Here is a 22916-nt window from a genome sequence, read left to right on the forward strand (position 1 = left end):
GATTTTGTCGTTTCACCCCGCGATTCCGCATCGCCATCCGTTCCCGCGCCATTCCGAGCCAGTCAGCCTCATGTCCGAAAAGCCGCAGAAGTCCCAAAAGTCTGAAGCCAAAGACTATTCGAAAACCCTGTTCCTGCCGCAGACCGAATTCCCGATGCGTGCCGGCCTGCCGCAACGCGAGCCGGAGATCCTCAAACGCTGGTACGAGATCGGCCTCTACGAGAAGCTGCGCGAGGCGGCCCACGGCCGCGACAAGTTCGTGCTGCATGACGGCCCGCCCTATGCCAACGGCAACATCCACATCGGCACGGCGCTGAACAAGATCCTCAAGGATCTCGTCACCAAGAGCCAGCAGATGCTCGGCTTCGATTCCAACTATGTGCCCGGCTGGGACTGCCACGGCCTGCCGATCGAATGGAAGGTCGAGGAAGAGAACTATCGCAAGAAGGGCAAGCAGAAGCCCGACTTCCGCGACAGTGCCGCGATGGTCGCCTTCCGCCAGGAGTGCCGCGCCTACGCCACGCACTGGCTCAACGTGCAGCGCGAGGAATTCAAGCGGTTAGGGGTGATCGGCGACTGGGCGCATCCCTACGCCACCATGAATTACCCGGCCGAAGCCCAGATCGCGCGCGAGCTGATGAAGTTCGCCGCCAACGGCACGCTCTATCGCGGCTCCAAGCCGGTGATGTGGAGCGTGGTCGAGAAGACTGCGCTCGCCGAGGCCGAGGTCGAGTACGAGGACTACACGAGCGACATGGTCTGGGTGAAATTCCCGGTGACCTCGCCCGCGCATGGCGCGCTGGCATCGGCGAGTGTCGTGATCTGGACCACCACGCCCTGGACCTTGCCCGGCAACCGCGCCATCTCGTTCTCGCCGAAGATCGCCTATGGCCTCTACAAGGTGACGGACGCCCCTGCCGACAATTGGGCCAAGACCGGCGACCTCCTGATCCTGGCCGACGCGCTCGCTGCAGAAGTGTTCAAGCAGGCGCGCGTGACATCTTACGAGAAGGTCCGCGACATCCCCGGCGATACCATGGATGCGATCGAATGCGCCCATCCGCTCAAGGGGCTTGCCGGCGGCTATGAATTTACCGTGCCGCTCTTGTCCGGCGATCACGTCACCGATGACACCGGCACCGGCTTCGTGCACACCGCGCCCAGCCACGGCCGCGAGGATTTCGACGTCTGGATGGCGAACACCCGCGATCTCGATGCGCGCGGCATCAACAGCGCAATCCCCTATACTGTCGACGAGAACGGTGCCTATACCGAGCAGGCGCCGGGCTTTACCGGCAAGCGCGTCATCAACGACAAGGGCGAGAAGGGTGACGCCAACGAGGCCGTGATCAAGGCGCTGATCGAGGGCGGCAAGCTGCTCGCGCGCGGCCGGCTCAAGCACCAATATCCGCATTCCTGGCGCTCGAAGAAGCCGGTGATCTTCCGCAACACACCGCAATGGTTCATCGCGATGGACAAGGACATCGCAACGGGTGGCAAGGCGAAGAGCGGCGACACGCTGCGCGCCCGCGCGCTGCACGCGATCTCGGTCACGCAATGGGTCCCGCCGTCGGGCGAGAACCGCATCAACGGCATGATCGAGGCTCGTCCCGACTGGGTGATCTCGCGTCAACGCGCCTGGGGCGTGCCGATCGCCGTGTTCGTCCGCGAGAAGGGCGACGGCTCGGCCGAGATCCTCCAGGACGAAGCCGTCAACACCCGCATCGGCGATGCCTTCGAAAAGGAAGGCGCAGATGCCTGGTACGCAACGGGCGCCCGCGAGCGCTTCCTCGGGTCGCGCGCCAATGAGGGCTGGCAGAAAGTCGACGACATTCTCGACGTCTGGTTCGATTCCGGCTCGACGCACGCCTTCGTGCTGGAAGATCCCGTGCAATTCCCTGGGCTATCAGGCATCAAGCGCAAGGTCGACGGCGGCGCCGACACCGTGATGTATCTCGAAGGCTCGGACCAGCATCGCGGCTGGTTCCACTCCTCGCTGCTGGAGAGCTGCGGCACGCGCGGTCGCGCGCCCTACGACATCGTGCTGACCCACGGCTTCACGCAGGCCGAGGACGGCCGCAAGATGTCGAAGTCGCTCGGCAACACCATCGAGCCGCAGGCCGTCATCAAGGAATCCGGCGCCGACATCCTGCGGCTCTGGGTTGCGTCCTGCGACTATACCGACGACCAGCGCATCGGCCCCGAGATCCTGAAGAACACGGTCGAGACCTACCGCAAGCTGCGCAACACCGTGCGCTGGATGCTCGGCACCTTGCATCACTACAAGCCCGCCGACGCCGTCGCGCCCGCGGAGATGCCCGAGCTCGAGCGGCTGATGCTCCACGAGCTCGCGCTCCGCGCCGAATTGGTCCGCAAGGCCTATGAGACGTTCGACTACAAGAGCGTGGTCGCGACCTTGTCCGCCTTCATGAACAGCGAGCTCTCGGCGTTCTATTTCGATATCCGCAAGGACACGCTCTATTGCGATCCGCCATCCTCGCTGACGCGCAAGGCGGCGCTGACCACGATCGACCTGCTGTGCAATTCGATCCTGAAATGGCTGGCGCCGATCCTGAGCTTCACCGCGGAAGAGGGCTGGCGCATGTACAGGCCGGACGCCGAACCGTCGGTGCATCTGACGCTGTTCCCGCAAGGCCTCGAAAAGCTGCGCGACGACACGCTCGCCGCGAAGTGGGAGACGATCCGCAACGTTCGACGCGTCGTCACCGGCGCGCTCGAACTCGAACGCGCCGCCAAGAACATCGGCTCCTCGCTCGAGGCCTCGCCGGTGATCTATGTCGCTGACCGCGACATGCTGGGGACATTGTTCGACATCGATCTCGCCGAGATCTGCATCACCTCCAATTACGAGGTGCGCGAGGGCGAGGCGCCGGCCTCCGCATTCCGCCTCGATGCGGTGCCCGGCGTGGCCGTCGTGGTCGAGAAGGCCGTCGGCACCAAATGCGCGCGCTCCTGGAAGATCTCGCCAACCGTCGGCGAGGACGCTGAATATCCCGACGTCACCCCGCGCGACGCCAAGGCGCTGCGCGAATGGAAGGCGCTTGGGGTGGAAGTTTAGCTCTCAACTGTCGTCCCGGCCTAGTGCGCAATTGCGCACGGGAGCCGGGACCCATAACCACCACAGTTCATCTTCGCGAAGGCTGATGACTCCGAGTCATTCCAACAACACTCGCCTCGAAGTATGGGTCCCGGCCTTCGCTGGGACGACGGCGGTATTTGCGGCGAGCACCTCATCATGACCCCGCTCCGCGCCGGCATCACCGCGGCCGTGGTGACACTCGTGGCCGACCAGGCCTCGAAGCTGTGGCTGCTGAACGGCTTCGACCTTGCCCGCCGCGGGGTGGTGAAGGTGACGCCGTTCTTCGACCTGGTGCTGGCCTGGAATATCGGGATCAGCTTCGGCTGGCTGCAGAACGACAGTCAGTCGGCGCAGATCGCGCTGATGGCGGTGAAGGTCGTCGCGGTGATCGCGCTGGCGATCTGGATGGCGCGCTCGCACACCCGGCTCGCCACCGTCGCGCTGGGGCTGATCATCGGCGGCGCCATCGGCAATGGCATCGACCGCTTCGCTTATGGTGCAGTGGTCGATTTCGCCCTGTTTCATGTCGAAATCGGCGGAAATACCTACAATTGGTACGTCTTCAACCTCGCGGACGTGGCCATCGTTGCTGGCGTGGCGGCCCTGTTGTATGACTCCTTCCTGGGGGTACCCGCCGTAAAAGCGCCCTGATCCCGGCCGATACGGGCCGGAGGCGGAACCTTGCTTGGCGAGGCGCGGTCGCGCGAGAGGCGGCGAGATTGCTCCTGCCACAATATGGAACAGGTACAGGTATGCGCAGCTTCGGGACCAGCGGTTCGATGGGTCGAGACTCCCGGCGGGGACTTTGGCTGGCGCTGAAATTGTCAGCCGTCGCACTCGGTATCGGTCTCGTCATGTCGGCAGGCCCTGTGCGTGCCGGTGACGACGATGACGATGACGACATGACCTTCGAAGAGAAGCTCATCGACAATCTGATGTCCGGCATCGGCGCCAAGAGCATGGAGAAGAAGGGCATCGAGTACCGCGAGCGGTCGCCGCTGGTGGTGCCGCCCAAGCTCGACCTGCCGCCGCCCAGTTCCGAAGCCAAGAACGCGCCGAACTGGCCGAAGGATCCCGACGAGAAGCGTCGCCAGGAGGCCATCGCCCTGCGCAAGAAGGCGGGCAACAAGTCACCGCAGCAGCAGTACATGAAGGATATCCAGCCGCTGTCGCCCGCCGAGTTGAACGCCCACAGGTCGGGCCCGCAGCAGGCCAACAATGATCCGCCCGCGCCGGGCAGCAACCCCAACAATCCGACGATGAGCCCGGCCGAGATGGGTTACACCGGCGGTCTGCTAAAATTGTTCAAGGGCGGCCAGCCGGAATCCAAGCCGTTCACGACCGAGCCCCCACGCCAATCGCTGGTCGAGCCGCCGCCGGGATATCAGACGCCTTCGCCGAACTACGTCTATGGCGCCGGAGAGGACACGACGCGGAAGACCTATTTCGACGTCCAGTCCGGCAAGGAAAAGGTGCAGTAAGCTCCTTGTCTGTCACGCACAGGCGCGCACAAGCCGCAATCGTCCGGTGTAGGCCGGATGCGGTAGATGACCTATTTTTAAGTACAATTCGACCGCGTTCTCTGCTTCGTGACCCGAAGCTCAAAGCCGCGCGGCGTAACATGCCGTGCTTTCACGCCCGGACATCAGCGTCCGGGCTTTCACAAGGATCGTGATGTCCTCACACCGATCGATTGCCTGCCTCTTCGCCGCGCTGCTCGCAACATCTGCCCTCGACGTCGGCAGCGCATTCGCCCAGACGACGGTCACCTCGGCGCCGCCCGCCAGCTTCACGCTTCCCAACGGCCTTCAGGTCGTGGTGATCCCGGATCACCGCACGCCCGTGGTCACGGAAATGATCTGGTACAAGGTCGGCTCGGCCGACGAGACGCCGGGCAAGTCGGGGCTTGCCCACTTCCTCGAACATCTGATGTTCAAGGGCACCGAGAAACATCCGGTCGGCGAATTCTCCCAGACCGTGCTCCGCGTCGGCGGCAACGAGAACGCCTCGACCTCGGTCGACTACACCAACTACTACCAGCGCGTGCCGAAAGAGCAGCTCCCGACCATGATGGAGTTCGAGGCCGATCGCATGACCGGCCTGGTCCTCAAGGACGAGAACGTGCTGCCCGAGCGCGACGTCGTGCTCGAAGAGTACAACATGCGCGTTGCCAACAGCCCGGACGCGCGCCTCAATGAACAGATCATGGCCGCGCTCTATCTCAACCATCCCTACGGCCGGCCGGTGATCGGCTGGCACCAGGAGATCGAGAAGCTCAATCGCGAGGACGCGCTTGCCTTCTATCGCCGGTTCTACGCGCCGAACAATGCGATCCTTGTCATCGCCGGCGATGTCGAGGCCGCCGACGTGCGTCCGCTGGTCGAGCGTAATTTCGGCCCGATCCCGGCCCAGCCGGCGATCCCGCCGCGGCGCATCCGGCCACAGGAGCCGGAGCCGGCGGCTCCGCGCACCGTCACACTGTCCGATCCGCGCGTCGAACAGCCGAGCCTGCGCCGCTATTATCTGGTGCCGTCGGCGACGACGGCCGCGGCCGGCGAGAGCGCCGCGCTCGACGTGCTCGCGCAGTTGATGGGCAGCGGCAGCAACTCCTACCTCTACCGCGCGCTCGTCGTCGACAAGCCGCTCGCAGTCTCCGCCAGCGCCAGCTACTCCAGCATCTCGCTCGATCCGACCCAGTTCGCGATCTCGGCCTCGCCGAAACCAGGCGTCAGCTTCGCCGAAATCGAGCAGGCGATCGACGGTGTGATCGCCGACGTTGCGCAGAACCCGATCCGCGCCGAGGATCTCGAGCGGGTCAAGACCCAGCTCATTGCGGAAGCGATCTACGCCCAGGACAATCAGGCGGTCTTGGCGCGCTGGTATGGCGGCGCACTGACGACGGGCCTGTCGATCGAGGACATCAGGAGCTGGCCCGATCGCATCCGCGCCGTCACCGCCGTGCAGGTCCGTGAAGCTGCGCAAAAATGGTTCGAGAAGAACCGATCGGTCACCGGCTATCTGATCAAGGACACCAGCACCGCTGCCAAGCGCGAGGAGAAGCGTTCGTGACCTATCCTTTTCTTCGCGCGCGCCACGTCGCGCTCTCCTTCGTCACCGGCGCGGCACTCGCGCTCGCCTCGGTCTCGCCGTCACAGGCGGCAGCAAAGATCCAGTACCTGGTGTCGCCGGGCGGCATCGAGGCATGGTTCGTCCAGGACGCGACCGTGCCGCTGATCGCCATGGAATATTCCTTTGCCGGCGGCTCGGCGCAGGATCCCAAGGACAAGCCCGGCGTTGCCAATCTCGTCGGCGACCTGCTCGACGAGGGCTCGGGCGATCTCGATTCCAAGACCTTCCATGAGCGGCTCGACCGCCGCGCCATCGAGCTCTCCTTCAGCGCCACCCGCGACACCTTCCGCGGCAGCCTGCGCATGCTGCGCGACAACAAGGACGAAGCCTTCGACCTGTTGCGCTCCGCGCTGACCTCGCCGCATTTCGAGACCGCCGATGTCGAACGCATCCGCTCGCAAGTCATCTCGGGCCTGCGCCGCGAGACCACCAACCCGACCTCGCTCGCGAGCAAGAAATTCCTGGAGATGGCGTTCGGCGACCATCCCTACGGACGGCAGACCAGCGGCACGCTGGAGAGCGTGCCGACCATCACGGTCGCCGACATGAAGGATTATGTCGCGCGCAACCTCGCCAAGGATACGCTGAAGGTCGCCGTCGTCGGCGACGTCGATCCGGCCACCCTCGGCGAGCTGCTCGACCACACGTTCGGCGCCCTGCCCGCCAAGGCCAATCTCGTGCCGGTTCCCGACATCGAGGCTGCCAAGCCGCCGCAGCGCGCCTTCGTGCCGCTCGACGTACCGCAGACCGTCATCACCTTCGGCGGCCCCGGCGTAATGCGCAATGATCCGAACTTCATGGCCTATTACGTCGTCAATCACATCCTCGGTGGTGGCGGCCTGTCCTCGCGGCTCTATCGCGAGGTCCGCGAAAAGCGCGGGCTGGCTTATTCGGTATTCGAATCGCTGCTCTGGATGGAACATTCGGGCATCTTCATCGGCAATACCGGCACCCGCGCCGACCGTGCCGGCGATACCATGGATGCCATCGAGAAAGAGGTCCGCCGCATCGCCGACGAAGGTCCGACCCAGAAGGAGCTTGACGAGGCCAAGTCCTACCTCAAGGGCTCGCAGATGCTGGTGCTCGACACCTCTTCCAAGCTCGCCCAGGCGCTGCTGCAATATCAGCAGGACAAGCTGCCGATCGATTATATCGAGAAGCGCAACGCCATCGTCGATGCCGTGACCCTGGACGATGCCAAGGCCGCGGCCAAGCGACTGTGGAGCCAGGGACTCCTGACGGTCATCGTTGGCCGCGCGCCGCAGGCTGCCGCGCAACCGGCCGCGGCACCGGCGACCAAGTCGAACTGACGTCTCCTGACATGACCTGAAATGGCCGGGCTCGCCCGGCCATTTGCGTTTCCGCCATCCCACCATTGCCGAACATGGAGGTTCCGCGATATGTCGGGGCATCACGAATGGTGCGATCATGCTGCGGATATCCCGCGATCTCGTTATCGACGAGGACGACATCGAGATCGGCTTTGTCCGCGCCTCCGGCCCGGGCGGGCAGAACGTCAACAAGGTCTCGACCTCGGCGCAACTGCGCTTCGACACGCGCAAGCTGACCATCCCGGAAGATGCGGCGATCCGGCTCGCCCGCATCGCCGGCCAGCGCATGACCAAGGATGGCGTGATAGTGATTCACGCCCAGCGCTTCCGCACCCAGGAACGTAACCGGCAGGATGCCATCGATCGACTCGTCGAGATCCTCACCGAGGCGATGATCCGGCCGACGCCGCGCCGCGCGACGCGGCCGACCTTTGCCTCCAAGCAGCGCCGCCTCGACGGCAAGAAACGTCGCAGCGACGTCAAGGCCAAGCGCGGGCGCGGTTTCGACGATTAGAGACCGCCTCGGGACCAACACAGCATGTGTGCAAGCCGGATCTTGCCCCATGCAATTGCCCCCCGGTCGGACTAGATTGGGCGCTGAACGCGCCCTTTGAGTCTCTCCATGCCCGTCCGCCAGCTTCCAGAACAGGTCGTCAACCGCATCGCCGCCGGCGAGGTGGTCGAGCGCCCCGCGAGCGTGGTCAAGGAACTCGTCGAGAATGCCATCGATGCCGGCGCGAGCCGCATCGACGTCTTCACCGATGGCGGCGGGCGGCGGCGGATCGGCATCACCGACGACGGCAGCGGCATGACCGCCAAGGACCTCGCACTCGCCGTCGAGCGCCACGCGACGTCAAAACTCGACGATGAGGATTTGCTTCAGATCCGCACCCTCGGGTTCCGTGGTGAGGCGTTACCGTCGATCGGGTCGGTCGCGCGTTTGTCGATCACCACGCGGCATGCGAGCGAGCCGCATGCCTGGGCGCTCACCGTCGAGGGCGGCGAGAAGTCCGAGATCATGCCGGCGGCCCTCGCGCACGGCACCCGCGTCGAGGTCAACGACCTCTTCTACGCGACGCCGGCGCGGCTGAAGTTTCTGAAGACCGATCGCACCGAGGCCGAAGCGATCCGCGAGGTGGTGCGACGGCTGGCGATGGCAAGGCCTGACATCGCCTTCACGCTTGCGGGCGAAGAGCGCGCGCCTGTGACCTGGGCCGCCGCGCTGCCCGGCGCGGCCGGACGGCTGACCCGGCTCGGCGACATTCTCGGCGCGGAATTCCGCAGCCACGCTTTTGAGGTTCACGCCGAGCGCGAAGGCGTCGTCGTGGCGGGCTATGCCGCTGCGCCTGCGCTGACGAAGGCCAACGCGCTCGGGCAGTATCTCTTCGTCAACGGCCGGCCGGTGCGCGACAAGCTGATCCTGGGCGCGGTGCGCGGCGCCTATGCCGATTATCTGCCGCGCGACCGGCATCCGGTGCTGGCGCTGTTCGTGACGCTCGACCCGCGCGAGGTCGACGCCAATGTGCATCCGGCGAAAACCGAAGTGCGCTTCCGCAATGCCGGCCTCGTGCGCGCACTGATCGTGCACGGGCTGAAGGAAGGTCTCGCGCGCGAAGGACGTCGCACCGCCGCCAATAGTGGCGAGAGCGCCTTGTCCTCGTTCCGCCCCGCCTTCACGCCGCCTCGGCCGGCAAGCTGGGACTGGCGCACCTCGCCTTCCGCGCCGGTTGCGCCGATGCCGTCATTCGACGGCGCAGCCGCGCCCGCTTTTGCCGAGCGCGCGCAGGCCGCCTTCGATGTCGGTGCGCCCAGCGCGGACGTGCGGTTCGACCCGCAGCTCGTGACCGATCTCGTCGACCGCCCGCTTGGTGCTGCGCGCACGCAACTGCACGAGACCTACATCGTGTCGCAGACCCGCGACGGCCTGATCATCGTCGACCAGCATGCCGCGCATGAGCGCATAGTTTATGAGCGGCTAAAAGCCTCGCTGGCCGATAACGGCGTGCAGCGACAGATCCTCTTGATCCCCGAGATCGTCGAGATGGACGAAGCGACGGTGGAACGCCTGCTCGAGCGCGGCGAGGAGCTCGCGTCCTTCGGTCTTGCGATCGAATCCTTCGGCCCTGGCGCGGTCGCGGTGCGCGAGACGCCCTCGCTGCTCGGCAAGACCAATGCAGGCGGGCTGCTCCGCGATCTCTCCGAACACATGGCCGAATGGGACGAGGCGCTGCCACTGGAACGCCGCCTGATGCACGTCGCCGCCACCATGGCCTGCCACGGCTCGGTGCGTGCCGGCCGCCGGCTGCGGCCGGAGGAGATGAACGCACTGCTCCGCGAGATGGAGGAGACGCCGAACTCCGGCCAGTGCAATCACGGCCGGCCGACCTATGTCGAGCTGAAGCTCGCCGACGTGGAAAAGCTGTTCGGGCGGCGATGACGGTGCCGTAGGGTGGATTAGCTGTAGGGTGGGCAAAGCGAAGCGTGCCCACCACCTCTCTCGATCATGCAGAGATCGTGGGCACGGCGCGTTGCGCCTTTGCCCACCCTACGAGAGCTTCAGAAACACAAATTCCGTATCGTCATACGCCCGCCGCTCGAGTTCCTCATAGCCTTCCGGCGTCACGAACTGCGCGGCCTTCGCTTCTTCCACCACGAGCAATGCGCCCGATGTCAGCCAGCCGCCGTCGCGCAAGCTCGCCAGCGCCTTCTCCGCGAGACCCTTGCCATAGGGCGGGTCGAGGAACACCAGCGAAAACGGCTCGACGGGATGCGCGGGGCCGAGGTCGGTCGCGTCGCGGCGATAGACTTTTGTCACGCCGCCGAGGCCAAGCGACTCCACATTATTGCGCAGCAGCGCCCGCGCCTCGGCACCGTTGTCGACGAACAGCGTGAATCTCGCGCCGCGCGAGGACGCCTCGATGCCGAGCGCGCCGGTGCCGGCAAAAAGATCGAGCACGCGCGCGTCCTCGATCGGATTGTCATAGGCATGCACGAGGATGTTGAACACGGACTCGCGCAGGCGATCCGCCGTGGGACGGATGTCACGCGAAGACGGTGAGGCGAGATTGCGCCCCTTCAAGCGACCGCCGACGACGCGCATGCTATTCGTCCCGCGGCGCCAGGTCGCGCTTGCCGTGATAGCCACGCTTGGCACGGCGCGGCGGGCCGTAGCCATTGGCCTCTTCCTCGTTGCGCTCGCGCGCCTCTTCGCTGCCGGTGCGCTGCACCAGCACGCGGCGGCCCTTACGATCGGCGATCACCTCGCGCTTGGACGTCTTCGCGGACGCATCGCCCTCGGAGGATTTCTTCGGCACGTCGAACTGCGCGCCCGATTTCTCGATCACCTTGTCACCGAGCTGATCGCGCAGCACGCGCGCGCGAACCTCTTCGACCTGGCCTTCGGGCACTTCGCCGAGCTGGAACGGGCCGTAGGAAACGCGGATCAGCCTGTTCACCTCGAGGCCGAGATGGGCGCAGACGTTGCGTACCTCGCGATTCTTGCCTTCGCGGATCGCGAACACCAGCCAGACATTGGCGCCCTGGTCGCGCTCCAGCGTCGCCTCGATCGGCCCGTACTTCACGCCATCGACCTCGATGCCTTCCTTGAGCTGATCGAGTTGCGCCTGGGTGACGTCGCCATGGGCGCGCACACGATAGCGGCGCAGCCAGCCGGTGTCAGGCAATTCGAGCGTGCGCGCGAGACCACCATCATTGGTGAGCAGCAAGAGGCCCTCGGTGTTGAAGTCGAGCCGGCCGATCGAAATCAGCCGCGGCAGGCCTTCGGGAAGATTGTCGAACACGGTCGGACGGCCCTCGGGGTCGTCATGCGTCGTCATCAGCCCGCGCGGCTTGTGATAGAGGAACAACCGCGTGCGCTCGCGCTCCGGCAACGGCTTGCCGTCGACCAGAACGACGTCATTCGCAGTGATGTCGAGCGCCGGCGAGTTGATCACGCGGCCGTTGACGGTGACGCGACCCTGCGTGACCATCTCTTCGGCGTCGCGGCGCGAGGCTAGGCCTGCGCGCGCCAGCGCCTTGGCGATGCGTTCGCCGGCCTTCTTCGGCTTCGGCGCCTCTTCCCGGCGCGGCCGTCCTTCGAAATCACGATTGCGCTCGCGATAGGCACCGCGGCCGCCGAAGGCCGGACGCTTCTCGAAGATGCGGCTGTCGTCCTCGTTGTCGCGGCGTGGACGGTCGCCGAAACGGCCTTCGCTGCGCGGATGCTCGTGCCAGTCGGAGCGACCCTCGGAGCGCTCGCGCGGACGATCGAATCTGGGACGATCGCCGCCACGCCCGCCGCGCTCACCATCGCCATCGCGACGGGGCCGATCGAATTTTGGACGATCACGGAACGGACGATCACCGGAGGCGCGATCGTCGCGCGAGCGCGAAAAGCGCGGCCGATCGTCGCCGCCCTCGCGCTTCTGCCAAGGTTTGTCCTCGCCGCGATCGCGGCCACCGAAATCCTTGCGCGGACCTTTGCTGAAATCCTTGCGAGGCGGACGGTCACCATGCGGACGATCGTCGCGCTTCTGCCACGGCTTGGAATCGCTGCGCTCGCCGCGATCGCGCGAAAACTTCCGCTCGCCGTCGAACTTGCGTTCCGGACGGTCGCCACGCGGCGCATAGGGCCGCTTGTCACCGGACTTCTTGTCGCCGAAGCGACCGGCGGGACGTGCATCGTCGCGATCGCGGCTGCGCGGCGGACGGTCGTCGCGACCATAGGACGGACGATCCCCGCGCGGCTTGAAAGAGCGCTTCTCGCCATCGCGCGCGCCGCGATCGGAGAAGGGGCGGTCGCCGCGCGGCTTGAAGCTGCGCTCGCCACGGCCCTCACCCGCACGATCGTCGCGCTTGAAGCGGGGACGGTCGGAGAAATCGCGGCGCGGGGCATCGCCCTCCTCGCGGCGGCGGAAGGGGCGGCTATCGCGGTCGCCGCGGGGCGGGCGGCTGTCGCGATCGCCCCTGCCCTCACCCTTGGCCTCGAAGCCGCGCTTGGCGAATTTCTTGTCGGGACCGCGGGGCTTGCCGCTGCGGCCACCCTTTGATGGGCCCTTGGGGGGGCCTCGCCGGCCGCGGGAATCGTTGTCTTTGTCGCTGTCGCGAGGCATGAATAATCTCACTCAGGGGGTGGCCGTTAAGCATTATGCGCGCTCGTTCCGAGCCGCATGCTCAGGCAAATTAGGTAAAGCACTTCTGCTGAAGGCGCAGCTACTAGCAGGTTTCTTCGGATGATACGAGGCTTGAAAGCCCCCTCTTTCATGGATTTGGCGCTCAAAACGGCCCAAAATGCCGGAAAGGCGGGCGAAGTTCCGATCGGCTGCGTGGTGGTCCGCAATTACGAGGTCATCGCCACCGCCGCTAACCGGACGCTGACCGATTACGACCCCACCGGCCACGCCGAGATCGTGGCGCTGCGCGAGGCCGCGAAGAAGATCGGCAGCGAGCGCCTGGTCGACTGCGACCTCTACGTGACGCTGGAGCCCTGCACCATGTGTGCGGGCGCGATCTCCTTTGCAAGGGTCCGCCGGCTCTATTACGGCGCGGCCGACCCCAAGGGCGGCGCGGTGGAGTCGGGCGTGCGGTTCTTTGCTTCGCCGACCTGCCACCACGCGCCCGAGGTCTATTCCGGGGTCGGCGAGAGCGAGGCGGCGCGGCTGCTCAAGGAGTTCTTTCGCGAGCGGCGCTAGCTGCCGGCGAAGAACGCGCGCAGCGCCTGCGCGGTGACGTCGGGGTTCTCCTCGGTGAGGAAGTGGCCGGAATCGACGGGCTGGCCTTCGACATTGGTGGCCCATTGCTTCCAGACGTCTAAAGGCGTCGCGGCGGCCTGGGCGATGCCGACGCCGCCCCACAGCGCCAGCATGGGCACGGTGATCTTCTTGCCCGAGTCGAAATCGGCCTTGTCGAGGTCGTAGTCGATATAGGCGCCGGCGCGGTAGTCCTCGCACATCGCGTGGACGCGGGCGGGATCGCGGAACGGGGCGATGTAGTGTTCGAGCGCGCGCGGATCGATCGCGTCCAGATTCTTCGACTTGGTCTGGCTCGCCATCTTGAAGCGCAGGAAGAATTCGCCGTTGCTGGATATCAGCGTCTCCGGCAGCGGCGCGGGCTGGGCGAGGAACGTCCAGTGATAGATCTTCAGCGCATAGGCGCGGTTCATGCGCTCCCAGTAATTATAGGTCGGCAGGATATCGAGCACGGCGAGCTTCGAGAGCCGGCCCGGATGATCGAGCGCGAGCCGATACGACACGCGGCCGCCGCGGTCGTGGCCGGCGAGCGCGAAGTGGACGTGGCCGAGCTTCTCCATCATCTCGACCATGGCCTTGGCCATCGCGCGCTTGCTGTAGGGCATGTGCAGCGCGTCGCTCTCGGGCATGTCGGACCAGCCATAGCCCGGCAGGTCGGCGATGATCAGCGTGAACTGGGAGGCCAACTCAGGCGCGACGCGGTGCCACATCACATGCGTCTCGGAGAAGCCGTGCAGCAGCAGCAGCGGCGGGCCCTTGCCGCCGACGCGGGCGAAGATGCGGCCGAACGAGGTGTTGATCCATTCGGAGGCAAAACCAGGGTAGAGGTCGGCGAGATCGGACATCTTGTTGCATCCTTGTCAGTCGCGAGGGGCCTTCGACCCAAAAGTCGAAAACAACCCCATGCACAGTAGCGGTATTATCAGCGGGGTGGCTAAGCCCAACAGCTGATTGTGCATTTCTGGGATGTCGATGTGGCGGCGCGAAGGCGATGCCCAAACCTCGAGATTCCGGATCGGCGCGTGCGCGCCGTCCGGAATGACGGCTCAGCCCTTGACTAGTTCTTGGCCTTCTCGGCCTCGACCGCCTGCCAGCCGATGTCGCGGCGGCAGAAGCCTTCCGGCCATCGGATGCGGTCGACGGCCTGATAGGCGCGCGCCTGCGCTTCGGTCACATCAGCGCCCAGCGCGCAGACATTGAGCACGCGGCCGCCATTGGCGAGGATGGCGCCGTCCTTCGCCACCGTGCCGGCGTGGAAGATCTCGACGGTGTCGACCTTGGCCGCGTCATCGAGCCCCTCGATCCGCGTGCCCTTCTGGTAATCGCCGGGATAGCCCTTCGCGGCCATCACCACCGTGATCGCGGATTCCGGATACCAGCGCAGGTCGAAATTCTTCAGCTGGCCGTCGCAGGACGCCAGCAACGCCGGCACGATGTCGCTCATCATGCGCAGCATCAGCACCTGGCATTCGGGGTCGCCGAAGCGGACGTTGAACTCGAACAGCTTTGGGCCCTGCGTCGTCAGCATGATCCCCGCATAGAGAATGCCGCGGAACGGCGTGCCGCGCTTTTTCATCCCCGCGACTGTCGGCAGGATGATCTTGGCCATGATCGCGTCGTGGACGGCAGGCGTCACCAGCGGCGTCGGCGAATAGGCGCCCATGCCGCCGGTGTTCGGGCCGACGTCGTGGTCGAACACGCGCTTGTGGTCCTGCGCGGAGGCGAGCGGAATGGCGGTCTCCCCGTCGCACAGCGCGAAGAAGCTGATCTCGCGGCCCGGCAGAAACTCCTCGATCACGACTTCAGCGCCGGCTTCGCCAAACGCGCCCTCGAACATCATGGCGATGGCGTCCTCCGCCTCGCGCACCGACTTCGCGACGACGACGCCCTTCCCGGCGGCAAGCCCGTCGGCCTTCACGACGATCGGCGCGCCCTGGCTGTGCACGTAAGCGAGCGCATCATCAGCGTTGGTGAATCGCTTGTAGGCGCCCGTGGGAATGCCGAACTCGGTGCACAGCGCCTTGGTAAAGCCCTTGGAGCTTTCGAGCTGGGCCGGGATTTTGTTGGGCCCGAACGCCTTGATGCCGGCGGCGGTGAGATCATCGACGATGCCGGCCGCCAGCGGCGTCTCCGGGCCGACCACGACGAGCTCGACCGCGTTTGTCCTGCAGAAGTCGATCACGGCCGCATGGTCGGCGACATCGAGCGCCACGCATTCCGCCTCGCGCGCGATGCCGGCATTGCCGGGCGCGCACCAGAGTTTGGTCACCAGGGGGGAGGCTGCGATCTTCCACGCCAGGGCATGTTCGCGGCCGCCGGAACCAAGCAGGAGAATGTGCATCGAAGGCTCGAAATGAGGGGTTTTGCTAGGGCCGGAGGTCGCACGAATCGGTGTGGGGCTCAAGGGGAAACGGCCTACGCTCCGCGTCATTCCGGGGCGCAGCGAAGCTCCTCTGCCCCTCCTGTCAGGGTCCTTCAAAGGGCCGCATGCGCGGGACCGCGCAACCGCGCCGTGCAAACATATTTGCAGCTCATCATATCGCGTCGAATTATGTGCCGATTCGCACAGAAGTGGCGACTCTGGGTGCCTAGCACATCGACAAAATGGGCCTTGTGCTCAGCCATTGCCGTTGCCGGTGGAAGCTCCCATCTATCGCTGGTTGCGACACCATTTCATACTTCTCGTGATGGTCCATGCCACGAAAAAGCGAACCTCCTTTCGTTTCAGAAGCACGTGTACGATTGACGCAAGCAAAAAAGCGCGTCGTGCGTCAGCAGCTCCGCGTTGAAAGAATGTCCGCAGCAGCACCGAACCGCGTTCGCGCCCAAGTGCTGCTCAAAGAGTTGCGGCGACGCGTATACAGGGCCGCCGGATATTTACGGATGGTTGAAGGCTGGTGGCGAAAGCACCGCCGGAGCAAGTTCCCGCGTGACATCAAGAATCGATTCGCCGGTCCGCCAAAGGCGCGCGAAACCGTGGATCAGCGGAAAGCGCGATGGGATCGGAGTGTTCGCACCTTCCTTGACAAACAGTATGCGGCAGCGCCGCATTACAAGTCGTGCGTTCTCCTAGCGTGGGAGAAATTTCTTGCCCTCAATTTGGCGTCCGAGCACTTCGTCACAGAACTGGTAAGCGGCAACAAGGCCAGAATTTTGCAGCGAGTATGGGAAATGATGGTAGCGCGCCATCTCGATGCGCTCGGCCTCAAGATCACAACTGCTTCCAAAGGGCCGGACTTCAGGTTCGAGCACGAAGGCAGGGTCTATTGGATTGAGGCGGTTTCGCCAGAGCCCATGGGAGTACCCGAAGACTATCTAGAGTTTCCGAAGCCCGGCGAATTCAAGGTTGGGGACGTGCCGCATGAGGAAGTGCGGCGACGGTGGATTGCCGCCATCGATGAGAAAGCGAAGAAGCTAAAGAAATATCGTGCCAAGAGCATTGTTGGAAGGAATGATGCATACATCATTGCTGTAAATGGCTGTCAGCTTGGTGCGCTTCCCATTCATCACGGTCTCTCTGGGCTCCCCTATGCCGTAGAAGCGGTCTATCCGGCGGGCCCTGTTTCAGTCCCCGTCGAAAAGGCGACCGGTGCGTTTGGAAAACCGTATATTGGGACCCAATGGTCTATAAACAGCGCCAATGGAAGCCCGGTACCAACCTCGATGTTCGTTAACAAGGAGCACGCCGGGGTTTCCGCTATCATCGCGTCGACTTCCGACCGCTCTGAAGATCCCATCTTGCCACTCGATGTTGTGCACAACAATTTTGCAGAGGTGCCGGTTGGACGCGGCCTATTGGGCATAAAGTCGAATGAATGGGTACCGTCTCCCGACGGCAATGGAGGCATCAACGTAACAAAGGTTAAACCCGAGCCCAACATGTCAGCCGGAGAGGCGGAAGCCAGCGCGACAAGAACAGAAGTTTTTCCTCCGGCATGACCCGGAAATTGCGGTGGTGGTGCTTGCCAGCACTGTCACCGTAATCTTATCGCTTAAGGCCGTGGTTAAATTGCTCGACTATGACAGCTGCCGAAGGAACCTCGCAATTTCTTCGTCAATCTCGGTGCTTTTGACCAAGGTAATCCCGTCGTCCTGCCACAGGTCATCCTCAAAATGCCTGTCACTGAAATTATCGTGTCTCACTTCAGGGGTGCAGTCCAGCACTGTCACCGTAATCCCGTCTGCACAGGAACTGACAGCTCGGTAGACAGATCAGGTCTCGCGCAAAGTAGAGCATCATGAGCGAAAGGGGATTTGAACCGGGATCTGCAGGCGGCAGAAGGGGGGCTGCGCCGTATACGCTCGTCTTTATGTTTCTCCTTTTTGTTCCGGGGATGGTCTTGTTGCTCTTGGGACGAGGGCGAGGCGCTCTTCTGCCTGAGCAGCTTCTTGAATTCATGTTTCCGTTCACGGTTCTTCCCTTCGAAAAACAATTGGTTCTACTGTTTGGTGTCGGGGGAATCTCGATCGGCGATTTTGATCACGTCAATCTGTTCGAGCAGCAGTTCTTTGTCTTGTCATTTTTGTTTTTCTTCTTGGTGATGGCTCTTTGCACCGTGCATGCGGTCTCGTCTGGGACATACGGATTAGTAGGGAGGCCACGACTTTCTCTGTTCTTGCTCCCGATAGTAAGTTGCATTCTACTGCGCGAGTTTCAAATCAACGTTCTGATTGTAAACCTTGCCTCGGTGAGGAGCCCGAATTCGAAAGGGTTTCTTGCGCTCATTTTGTGGCGCGCAATCGCGCCAGAAGCACTCATCTTTGCGACTTGCTTGATATCGCTTTTCATCTGGATGCTATTGAGCATGTTTGCTCGTTCTGTCTGCGAACGCTCATCATGACAGCCCAGCCTGTAGGATGGGTGGGAGCCCTTGCGAAACCCATCGCACTTGTTTCGTGGTAACGTCGCGGCATGACCGCGTACCGCCGCAACTTCGTTCCGGGTGGATGTTTCTTCTTCACCGTCAATCTGGAATTACGGTGACAGTGCACAAAACTCCAAAGCACGAGGACACCAGCGAAAGTGTTCCTTGAGGAGGAACCCCATCTCGACTTGCCAGTCATGGCCTTCGCCAACTAATCGTCGGCGAGGATATAGGTTGGGGATCTCTGAAATGCGCATTGTTGTGTTGGCCGTGGGGCTTGTCGTGCTTTCCGGTTGTGTGAGCACCGAAGATGCCGGCGTCAGAGCGGCTAAGATGGAAGCTCAAGACGACGCGTCTTGCAGGCAGTTGTCGGCGGGCAAGGGCGCTGAGGCCTACACCCAGTGTCGTAAGAACCTTCTCTACTATCGTCAGCAAGCGGCGGTAGAGGACCAGCAAAAGGCAGAGCGCTCTCGCAGGGTATCCGAAGGGCTGATGGAGATGAGCCGGTCCCTCCAGAGTATCAACCCGCCGCCGCAGGAGGTGAACGTCAACGTCACATGCACTTTCGGGTGCCGCTAAGCACCTTTTTTAAGGGGCGAAGGACTTTTGATGAGGAGGCGACCCCTCACCCAAGCGAGTGCGCGGCGATCGGCGGTGATGCCCTCTCCCGCAAGGGGAGAGGGCCCAGTAATCCGCACCGCGAGTACCTACACCTGCTTCCCCGCGATGATCTCTTGTAATGTCGCGACATGCCGCGCGAAGGCGCCGCGGCCAGTGGCGGTGGCTGTTACCGTCGTCTGCGGCTTCTTGCCGACGAAGGCCTTGTCGACCGAGACGTAGCCGGCTTTCGCCAGCGTCTCGATATGGGCGCCGAGATTACCGTCGGTCGCGCCGGTGAGCTTTTTCAGCCGCGCGAATTCCAGGCCTGACGCGACAGGCAGTGCGTTCAGCGCTGCCATGATCTTCAGCCGCAGGGGCTGATGGATGATGTCGTCGAGCTCGGCCATCAGATGCGCCGCATCCAGAGGCCGCCGACGATCAGGCCGCCGCCGTTGACGAAGGCCATCCAGAGCGGGAATGGCTCGCCGATGGTGAAGAAGCCGATCAGCGTCAGCGCGATGATGACGAGGCCGATGGCGACGAAAGCATAACCGAACCACAGACCGGCGAGCGTGTAGAACAGCATGAAATAGATGGGCCAGAAGGCGCCGAGCTCGCGCGGGCCGTAGTGACCGAGCACATTGGTGCAGATGTAGCCGAAGGCGAAGAACAGCACGAAGACCAGAACGAGCCTGACGTCGAAGGCGGCTGGCTGTGGCTGCGACGGCGTGAGCAACCGGATCGCGATCAGGCCGCCGACACCGAGGATGTCGACGGCGGGCCAGGCGTACCGCGCGTAGAACGGCCACAGCCAGGTGACGAGGTTGCCGGCGAACACCAGAACGCCCCACCACAGCGCGGCGAGGCTAGCCAGCTCATAGAGCTGCGATTGCTTCACGCGCTGGACGATGTCGTCGATATCGGCCAGCGCTGCGGAGGCTTCCTTGCTGTCGATCATGTCGTTCCTCATCGAGCCGGCATTGGTGCAACATCGCGTGGGCGGTCGCCGGCAATCGCAGATGACGTTTCGTGGCACCTGAGCGCACGCCTCGTCCTTCGAGACGACCGCTGCGCGGTCTCCTCAGGATGAGGCTAAGTGGCATCTTTACCCTTGAAATTGCTGCCAAGCACTCAGCCCTCATCCTGAGGGCCCGCCGAAGGCGGGCGTCTCGAAGGATGGCCGCGAGTGAGTTTCCTGCCACGCATCACGACTGCCCTGCCCCTCGCATCGCCACGTCCTCGGCGATCGCGTTCACCGCCTTCGGGTTCGTGACCATGCCCATGTGGTTGACGCCGTCGATGATCTTGACGTCGATATCGGGCTTGATGGCCTGCACGGTCTCGGCGTATTTGGCCGAGATCATCATCTCGTCCTCAGAGCCGCCGAAGATCGTCATCGGATGCGTCACGGCGGGGAGATCGAGGCGGTAGCCGTGGGTGGCGAAGTTGCGCATCAGGCGGTCGGAATAGGTCGCCGTCAGATAGCGTTCCGAATTCGGCGGCACCGCGAAGGCGAGCACCGGGAGCTGCGAACAGCAATCGATGCCGAGCTTGCGCAAGGCCGTGAGGCCGAGGAAGCGCGGGATGTCGGCATTGGCCCAGCCGCCGGAATGCGCGAAATTGGTCGGCGCGTCGTAGCCGAGATAGGGCGCGAGCAGCACGGTGCGGACGAACAGATCCTGGATGATCGGCGTCGCGGCGATGCGTAGCGAGAAGCCGGCGCCGGCGGAATGGCCGACCAATGTCAGCGGCAGATCAGGCGCGTTTCTGCGGACATGGGCGACGAAGTCGACGAGATCGTCCTCGAGCTGGCCGACATAGGCGATGTCGCCATGCGTGCCCGAGCCGCCGTGACCGCGCGTATCGAGCGCCCAGGTCTCGACGCCGTGCGCGGCAAGCGCCGCGGTCAGCGCGTGATTGACCGTGCCGGAGGAGCCGGACGAGCCATGGATGAAGATCGCTCCGCGGTCCGTCGCTGTGCCCTTCGCGGCGTAGTGCCGGTAGCCGAGCCAGGTGCCGTCGCGGGCCTGGAAGCGCTCCATCGGCGGCAAGGTGGACCAGTCGATGCCCTTGGCGGAATCCGACACCGACTGCATCTGCGGAGGCCGCTCGAGCGGCGTCGCGATCAGGGCGGTGAGGATCAGCGCCACGGCGCCGACCGCGACCAGACCCCATTTGAGCAAGCCCAAAGCACCTTTCAGCAATCGCATCGCCATGGTCGCAACTCCCTGACCAGATCATCAATAGAGAACTCTATATTACAGAGTACTCTTGAGATCAAGGGCGGGATTCGCGCTTGCGGGCGAAAATCCTTAACGTCCCGGACGACCCCAACATGCCGAATCGTTTGCCGATGCCGCCTGCGGAACCTCTTCACAACGCGCCCGAATTCACCGTTTCCGAGCTGTCCCAGTCCCTGAAAAGGACGGTCGAGGACACCTATGGCCATGTCCGGGTCCGCGGCGAGATCTCCGGGTTTCGCGGCGCCCACTCCTCCGGCCATTGCTATTTCGCGCTCAAGGACGAGAGCGCCAAGATCGAGGCGGTGATCTGGAAGGGCGTGCACGGCCGCATGCGCTTCAAGCCCCAGGAGGGGCTCGAGGTGATCGCGACGGGCAAGCTCACCACCTATCCGGGCTCGTCGAAGTACCAGATCGTCATTGAGGCGCTGGAGCCGGCCGGCATCGGCGCGCTGATGGCGCTGATGGAAGAGCGCAAGAAGAAGCTTGCCGCCGAAGGCCTGTTCGACGAGGCGCGCAAGCAGCTGCTGCCGTGGCTCCCTGACGTGATCGGCGTGGTGACCTCGCCGACCGGCGCCGTGATCCGCGACATCCTGCATCGGCTCGAGGACCGTTTTCCGCGCCATGTGCTGGTGTGGCCGGTGAAGGTGCAGGGCGAAGGCTCGGCCGAGCAGGTCGCGGCGGCGATCCGCGGCTTCAATGCGCTGCCGGAAGGCGGCAAGATTCCGCGGCCTGATGTGCTGATCGTCGCGCGCGGCGGCGGCTCGCTGGAGGATCTCTGGTCGTTCAACGAGGAGATCGTGGTGCGGACGGCGGCCGAGAGCATGATCCCGCTGATCTCGGCGGTGGGCCACGAGACAGACATCACGCTGATCGATTTCGTCGCCGACAAGCGCGCGCCGACGCCGACGGCGGCGGCCGAGATGGCGGTGCCGGTGCGCAGCGAATTGTTCGTCGAGGTCGCTGATCTCGCGCGGCGCACGCGGGCCTATTGGCAGCGCGCACACGAAAGCCGCCGCAGCGAATTGCGCGCGGCCGCACGCGCGCTGCCTGCGGCGACGGATCTGCTGGCGATTCCGCGGCAGCGGCTGGATTCGGCCGGCAGCGCCCTGCCCCGCGGGCTCAAGGCCAACACGCATGCGCATTTCCGCAGGTTCACGGCGGCAGCTTCGAAGCTGACGCTGCGGGTGCTGCACGGCCAGATCGCGCAGGCCGATCATCGCCTCACCGTGTGCGGCGAGCGGCTCGGCCTGTCCGCACGCTCGCTGCTGCGACGGCGGCGCGACCGCTTCGCCGGGCTTGAAGTGCGGCTGCGTGCCTCGAAGCTTTCCAACGCGCAGGCGCAGCGCAACGCGATTGCCCGCCAGCGCGAGCGCACGCATCGCCTCGCCGAGCGCGCCGGTCGCGCGCTGGTCACGCTGCTGCAGCGGCTGGATGCCCGCGTCGAGAACAGCGGCAAGCTGCTCTCGGCGCTGTCCTATCGCGGCGTGCTCGCGCGCGGCTTTGCGCTGGTGCGCGATGATGCAGGGCATCCCGTACATTCGGCCGACGCGATCGGTCCCGGCGCACGCGTGGAGATCGAGTTCGCCGACGGACGCGTGGGTGCGACGGCGGATGCGGACCGGCCGGCGCCGACGGCCAAGCGCGCGCCCGCGCCGCCGAAGCCGGCGGCGCAGGAGACCAAGCCGGCACTGAGGCGCGTGGCCAAGCCGGTGGATCAGGGCAGCTTGTTCTGAGGTGCGATGACGGCGCTCAGTTCCCGCCGTCGTCCCGGCGGAGATGGCAGCGCGGCATCCAGCCAACCCGTCATCCTGAGGTGCGAGTGGTGCGATGCGTAGCATCGCACCGGGAGCCTCGAAGGATGAACGGCCCCGATGCAGCCGGGCCGTCGCCCTTCGAGGCTC

Annotated in this window: 18 protein-coding genes; 11 read left to right on the forward strand and 7 right to left on the reverse strand. The window is 64.4% G+C overall.

Translation table 11 applies throughout. The features are described from left to right. Positions 1-70 precede the first annotated feature (70 nt). The 7 genes from ileS to mutL all read left to right on the forward strand — a co-directional run bounded on the left by ileS (position 71) and on the right by mutL (position 9997). The gene (gene ileS / locus Q0687_RS12400; RefSeq protein WP_298876778.1) at positions 71-3079 is read left to right on the forward strand and encodes an isoleucine--tRNA ligase; all 3009 of its coding nucleotides are present in this window, start codon (positions 71-73) and stop codon (positions 3077-3079) included. A gap of 177 nt (positions 3080-3256) precedes the next feature. After that, entirely contained in the window at positions 3257-3751 is a 495-nt protein-coding gene (lspA, locus tag Q0687_RS12405; protein ID WP_298876780.1) for a signal peptidase II, read from the forward strand. A gap of 101 nt (positions 3752-3852) precedes the next feature. Continuing rightward, a complete protein-coding gene (locus Q0687_RS12410; protein WP_298876782.1) occupies positions 3853-4581 on the forward strand; it encodes a hypothetical protein in 729 nt (242 codons plus the stop codon). Positions 4582-4774: 193 nt separating this feature from the next. After that, the gene (locus Q0687_RS12415; protein WP_298876784.1) at positions 4775-6169 is read left to right on the forward strand and encodes a pitrilysin family protein; all 1395 of its coding nucleotides are present in this window, start codon (positions 4775-4777) and stop codon (positions 6167-6169) included. Then, positions 6166-7539: a pitrilysin family protein gene (locus Q0687_RS12420; protein ID WP_298876786.1), complete on the forward strand. Its 1374-nt coding sequence runs from the start codon at positions 6166-6168 to the stop codon at positions 7537-7539. Before Q0687_RS12415 ends, Q0687_RS12420 begins: the two co-directional genes overlap by 4 nt. 118 nt (positions 7540-7657) lie before the next feature. Beyond that, positions 7658-8074, forward strand: coding sequence for an alternative ribosome rescue aminoacyl-tRNA hydrolase ArfB (gene arfB / locus Q0687_RS12425; RefSeq protein ID WP_298876788.1), 417 nt, complete (start codon positions 7658-7660; stop codon positions 8072-8074). A gap of 108 nt (positions 8075-8182) precedes the next feature. Beyond that, on the forward strand, positions 8183-9997 hold the full coding sequence (gene mutL, locus Q0687_RS12430; RefSeq protein ID WP_298876789.1) for a DNA mismatch repair endonuclease MutL: 1815 nt from the start codon (positions 8183-8185) through the stop codon (positions 9995-9997). Between the two features lie 108 nt (positions 9998-10105). Here mutL and rsmD read toward each other — a convergent pair whose 3' ends face one another. Together rsmD and Q0687_RS12440 are read right to left on the reverse strand one after the other, a co-directional pair. Continuing rightward, a complete protein-coding gene (rsmD, locus tag Q0687_RS12435; protein WP_298876790.1) occupies positions 10106-10660 on the reverse strand; it encodes a 16S rRNA (guanine(966)-N(2))-methyltransferase RsmD in 555 nt (184 codons plus the stop codon). Between the two features lies 1 nt (position 10661). Further along, on the reverse strand, positions 10662-12671 hold the full coding sequence (locus Q0687_RS12440; RefSeq protein WP_298876792.1) for a pseudouridine synthase: 2010 nt from the start codon (positions 12669-12671) through the stop codon (positions 10662-10664). Positions 12672-12791: 120 nt separating this feature from the next. Between Q0687_RS12440 and Q0687_RS12445 the strand changes: the two genes are divergently transcribed. Then, the gene (locus Q0687_RS12445; RefSeq protein ID WP_298876794.1) at positions 12792-13250 is read left to right on the forward strand and encodes a nucleoside deaminase; all 459 of its coding nucleotides are present in this window, start codon (positions 12792-12794) and stop codon (positions 13248-13250) included. Here the strand turns inward: Q0687_RS12445 and Q0687_RS12450 are convergent. Together Q0687_RS12450 and purD are read right to left on the reverse strand one after the other, a co-directional pair. Further along, positions 13247-14152 (reverse strand): alpha/beta hydrolase, encoded by a 906-nt coding sequence (locus Q0687_RS12450; protein WP_298876796.1) that lies wholly within the window; start codon positions 14150-14152, stop codon positions 13247-13249. The two genes, Q0687_RS12445 and Q0687_RS12450, sit on opposite strands and share 4 nt — an antisense overlap. A 212-nt stretch (positions 14153-14364) precedes the next feature. Then, entirely contained in the window at positions 14365-15648 is a 1284-nt protein-coding gene (gene purD, locus Q0687_RS12455) for a phosphoribosylamine--glycine ligase (RefSeq protein ID WP_298876798.1), read from the reverse strand. 353 nt (positions 15649-16001) lie between these two features. Here purD and Q0687_RS12460 point away from each other — a divergent pair, with 353 nt between their 5' ends. Further along, the gene (locus Q0687_RS12460; RefSeq protein WP_298876800.1) at positions 16002-17246 is read left to right on the forward strand and encodes a hypothetical protein; all 1245 of its coding nucleotides are present in this window, start codon (positions 16002-16004) and stop codon (positions 17244-17246) included. A 299-nt stretch (positions 17247-17545) separates the two neighbouring features. Continuing rightward, positions 17546-18148 carry a hypothetical protein gene (locus tag Q0687_RS12465; protein WP_298876803.1) on the forward strand — a complete coding sequence of 201 codons (603 nt, stop codon included), beginning with the start codon at positions 17546-17548 and terminating at the stop codon, positions 18146-18148. A gap of 731 nt (positions 18149-18879) precedes the next feature. On the opposite strand, the gene Q0687_RS12470 is transcribed toward Q0687_RS12465, so the two are convergent. The 3 genes from Q0687_RS12470 to Q0687_RS12480 form a co-directional block, all read right to left on the reverse strand. Continuing rightward, complete coding sequence (locus tag Q0687_RS12470) at positions 18880-19179, reverse strand: transcriptional regulator (protein ID WP_298876806.1); 300 nt, start codon at positions 19177-19179, stop codon at positions 18880-18882. Next, a complete protein-coding gene (locus Q0687_RS12475) occupies positions 19179-19730 on the reverse strand; it encodes a hypothetical protein (protein ID WP_298876808.1) in 552 nt (183 codons plus the stop codon). The genes Q0687_RS12470 and Q0687_RS12475 overlap by 1 nt, the downstream gene beginning before the upstream one ends. 247 nt (positions 19731-19977) lie before the next feature. Next, positions 19978-20988 carry an alpha/beta hydrolase gene (locus Q0687_RS12480; protein ID WP_298876811.1) on the reverse strand — a complete coding sequence of 337 codons (1011 nt, stop codon included), beginning with the start codon at positions 20986-20988 and terminating at the stop codon, positions 19978-19980. A 119-nt stretch (positions 20989-21107) separates the two neighbouring features. Between Q0687_RS12480 and xseA the strand changes: the two genes are divergently transcribed. Further along, positions 21108-22748, forward strand: coding sequence for an exodeoxyribonuclease VII large subunit (gene xseA / locus Q0687_RS12485; protein ID WP_298876814.1), 1641 nt, complete (start codon positions 21108-21110; stop codon positions 22746-22748). Positions 22749-22916 lie beyond the last annotated feature (168 nt).

It is taken from the genome of uncultured Bradyrhizobium sp. (assembly GCF_936928535.1).
GTDB lineage: Bacteria > Pseudomonadota > Alphaproteobacteria > Rhizobiales > Xanthobacteraceae > Bradyrhizobium.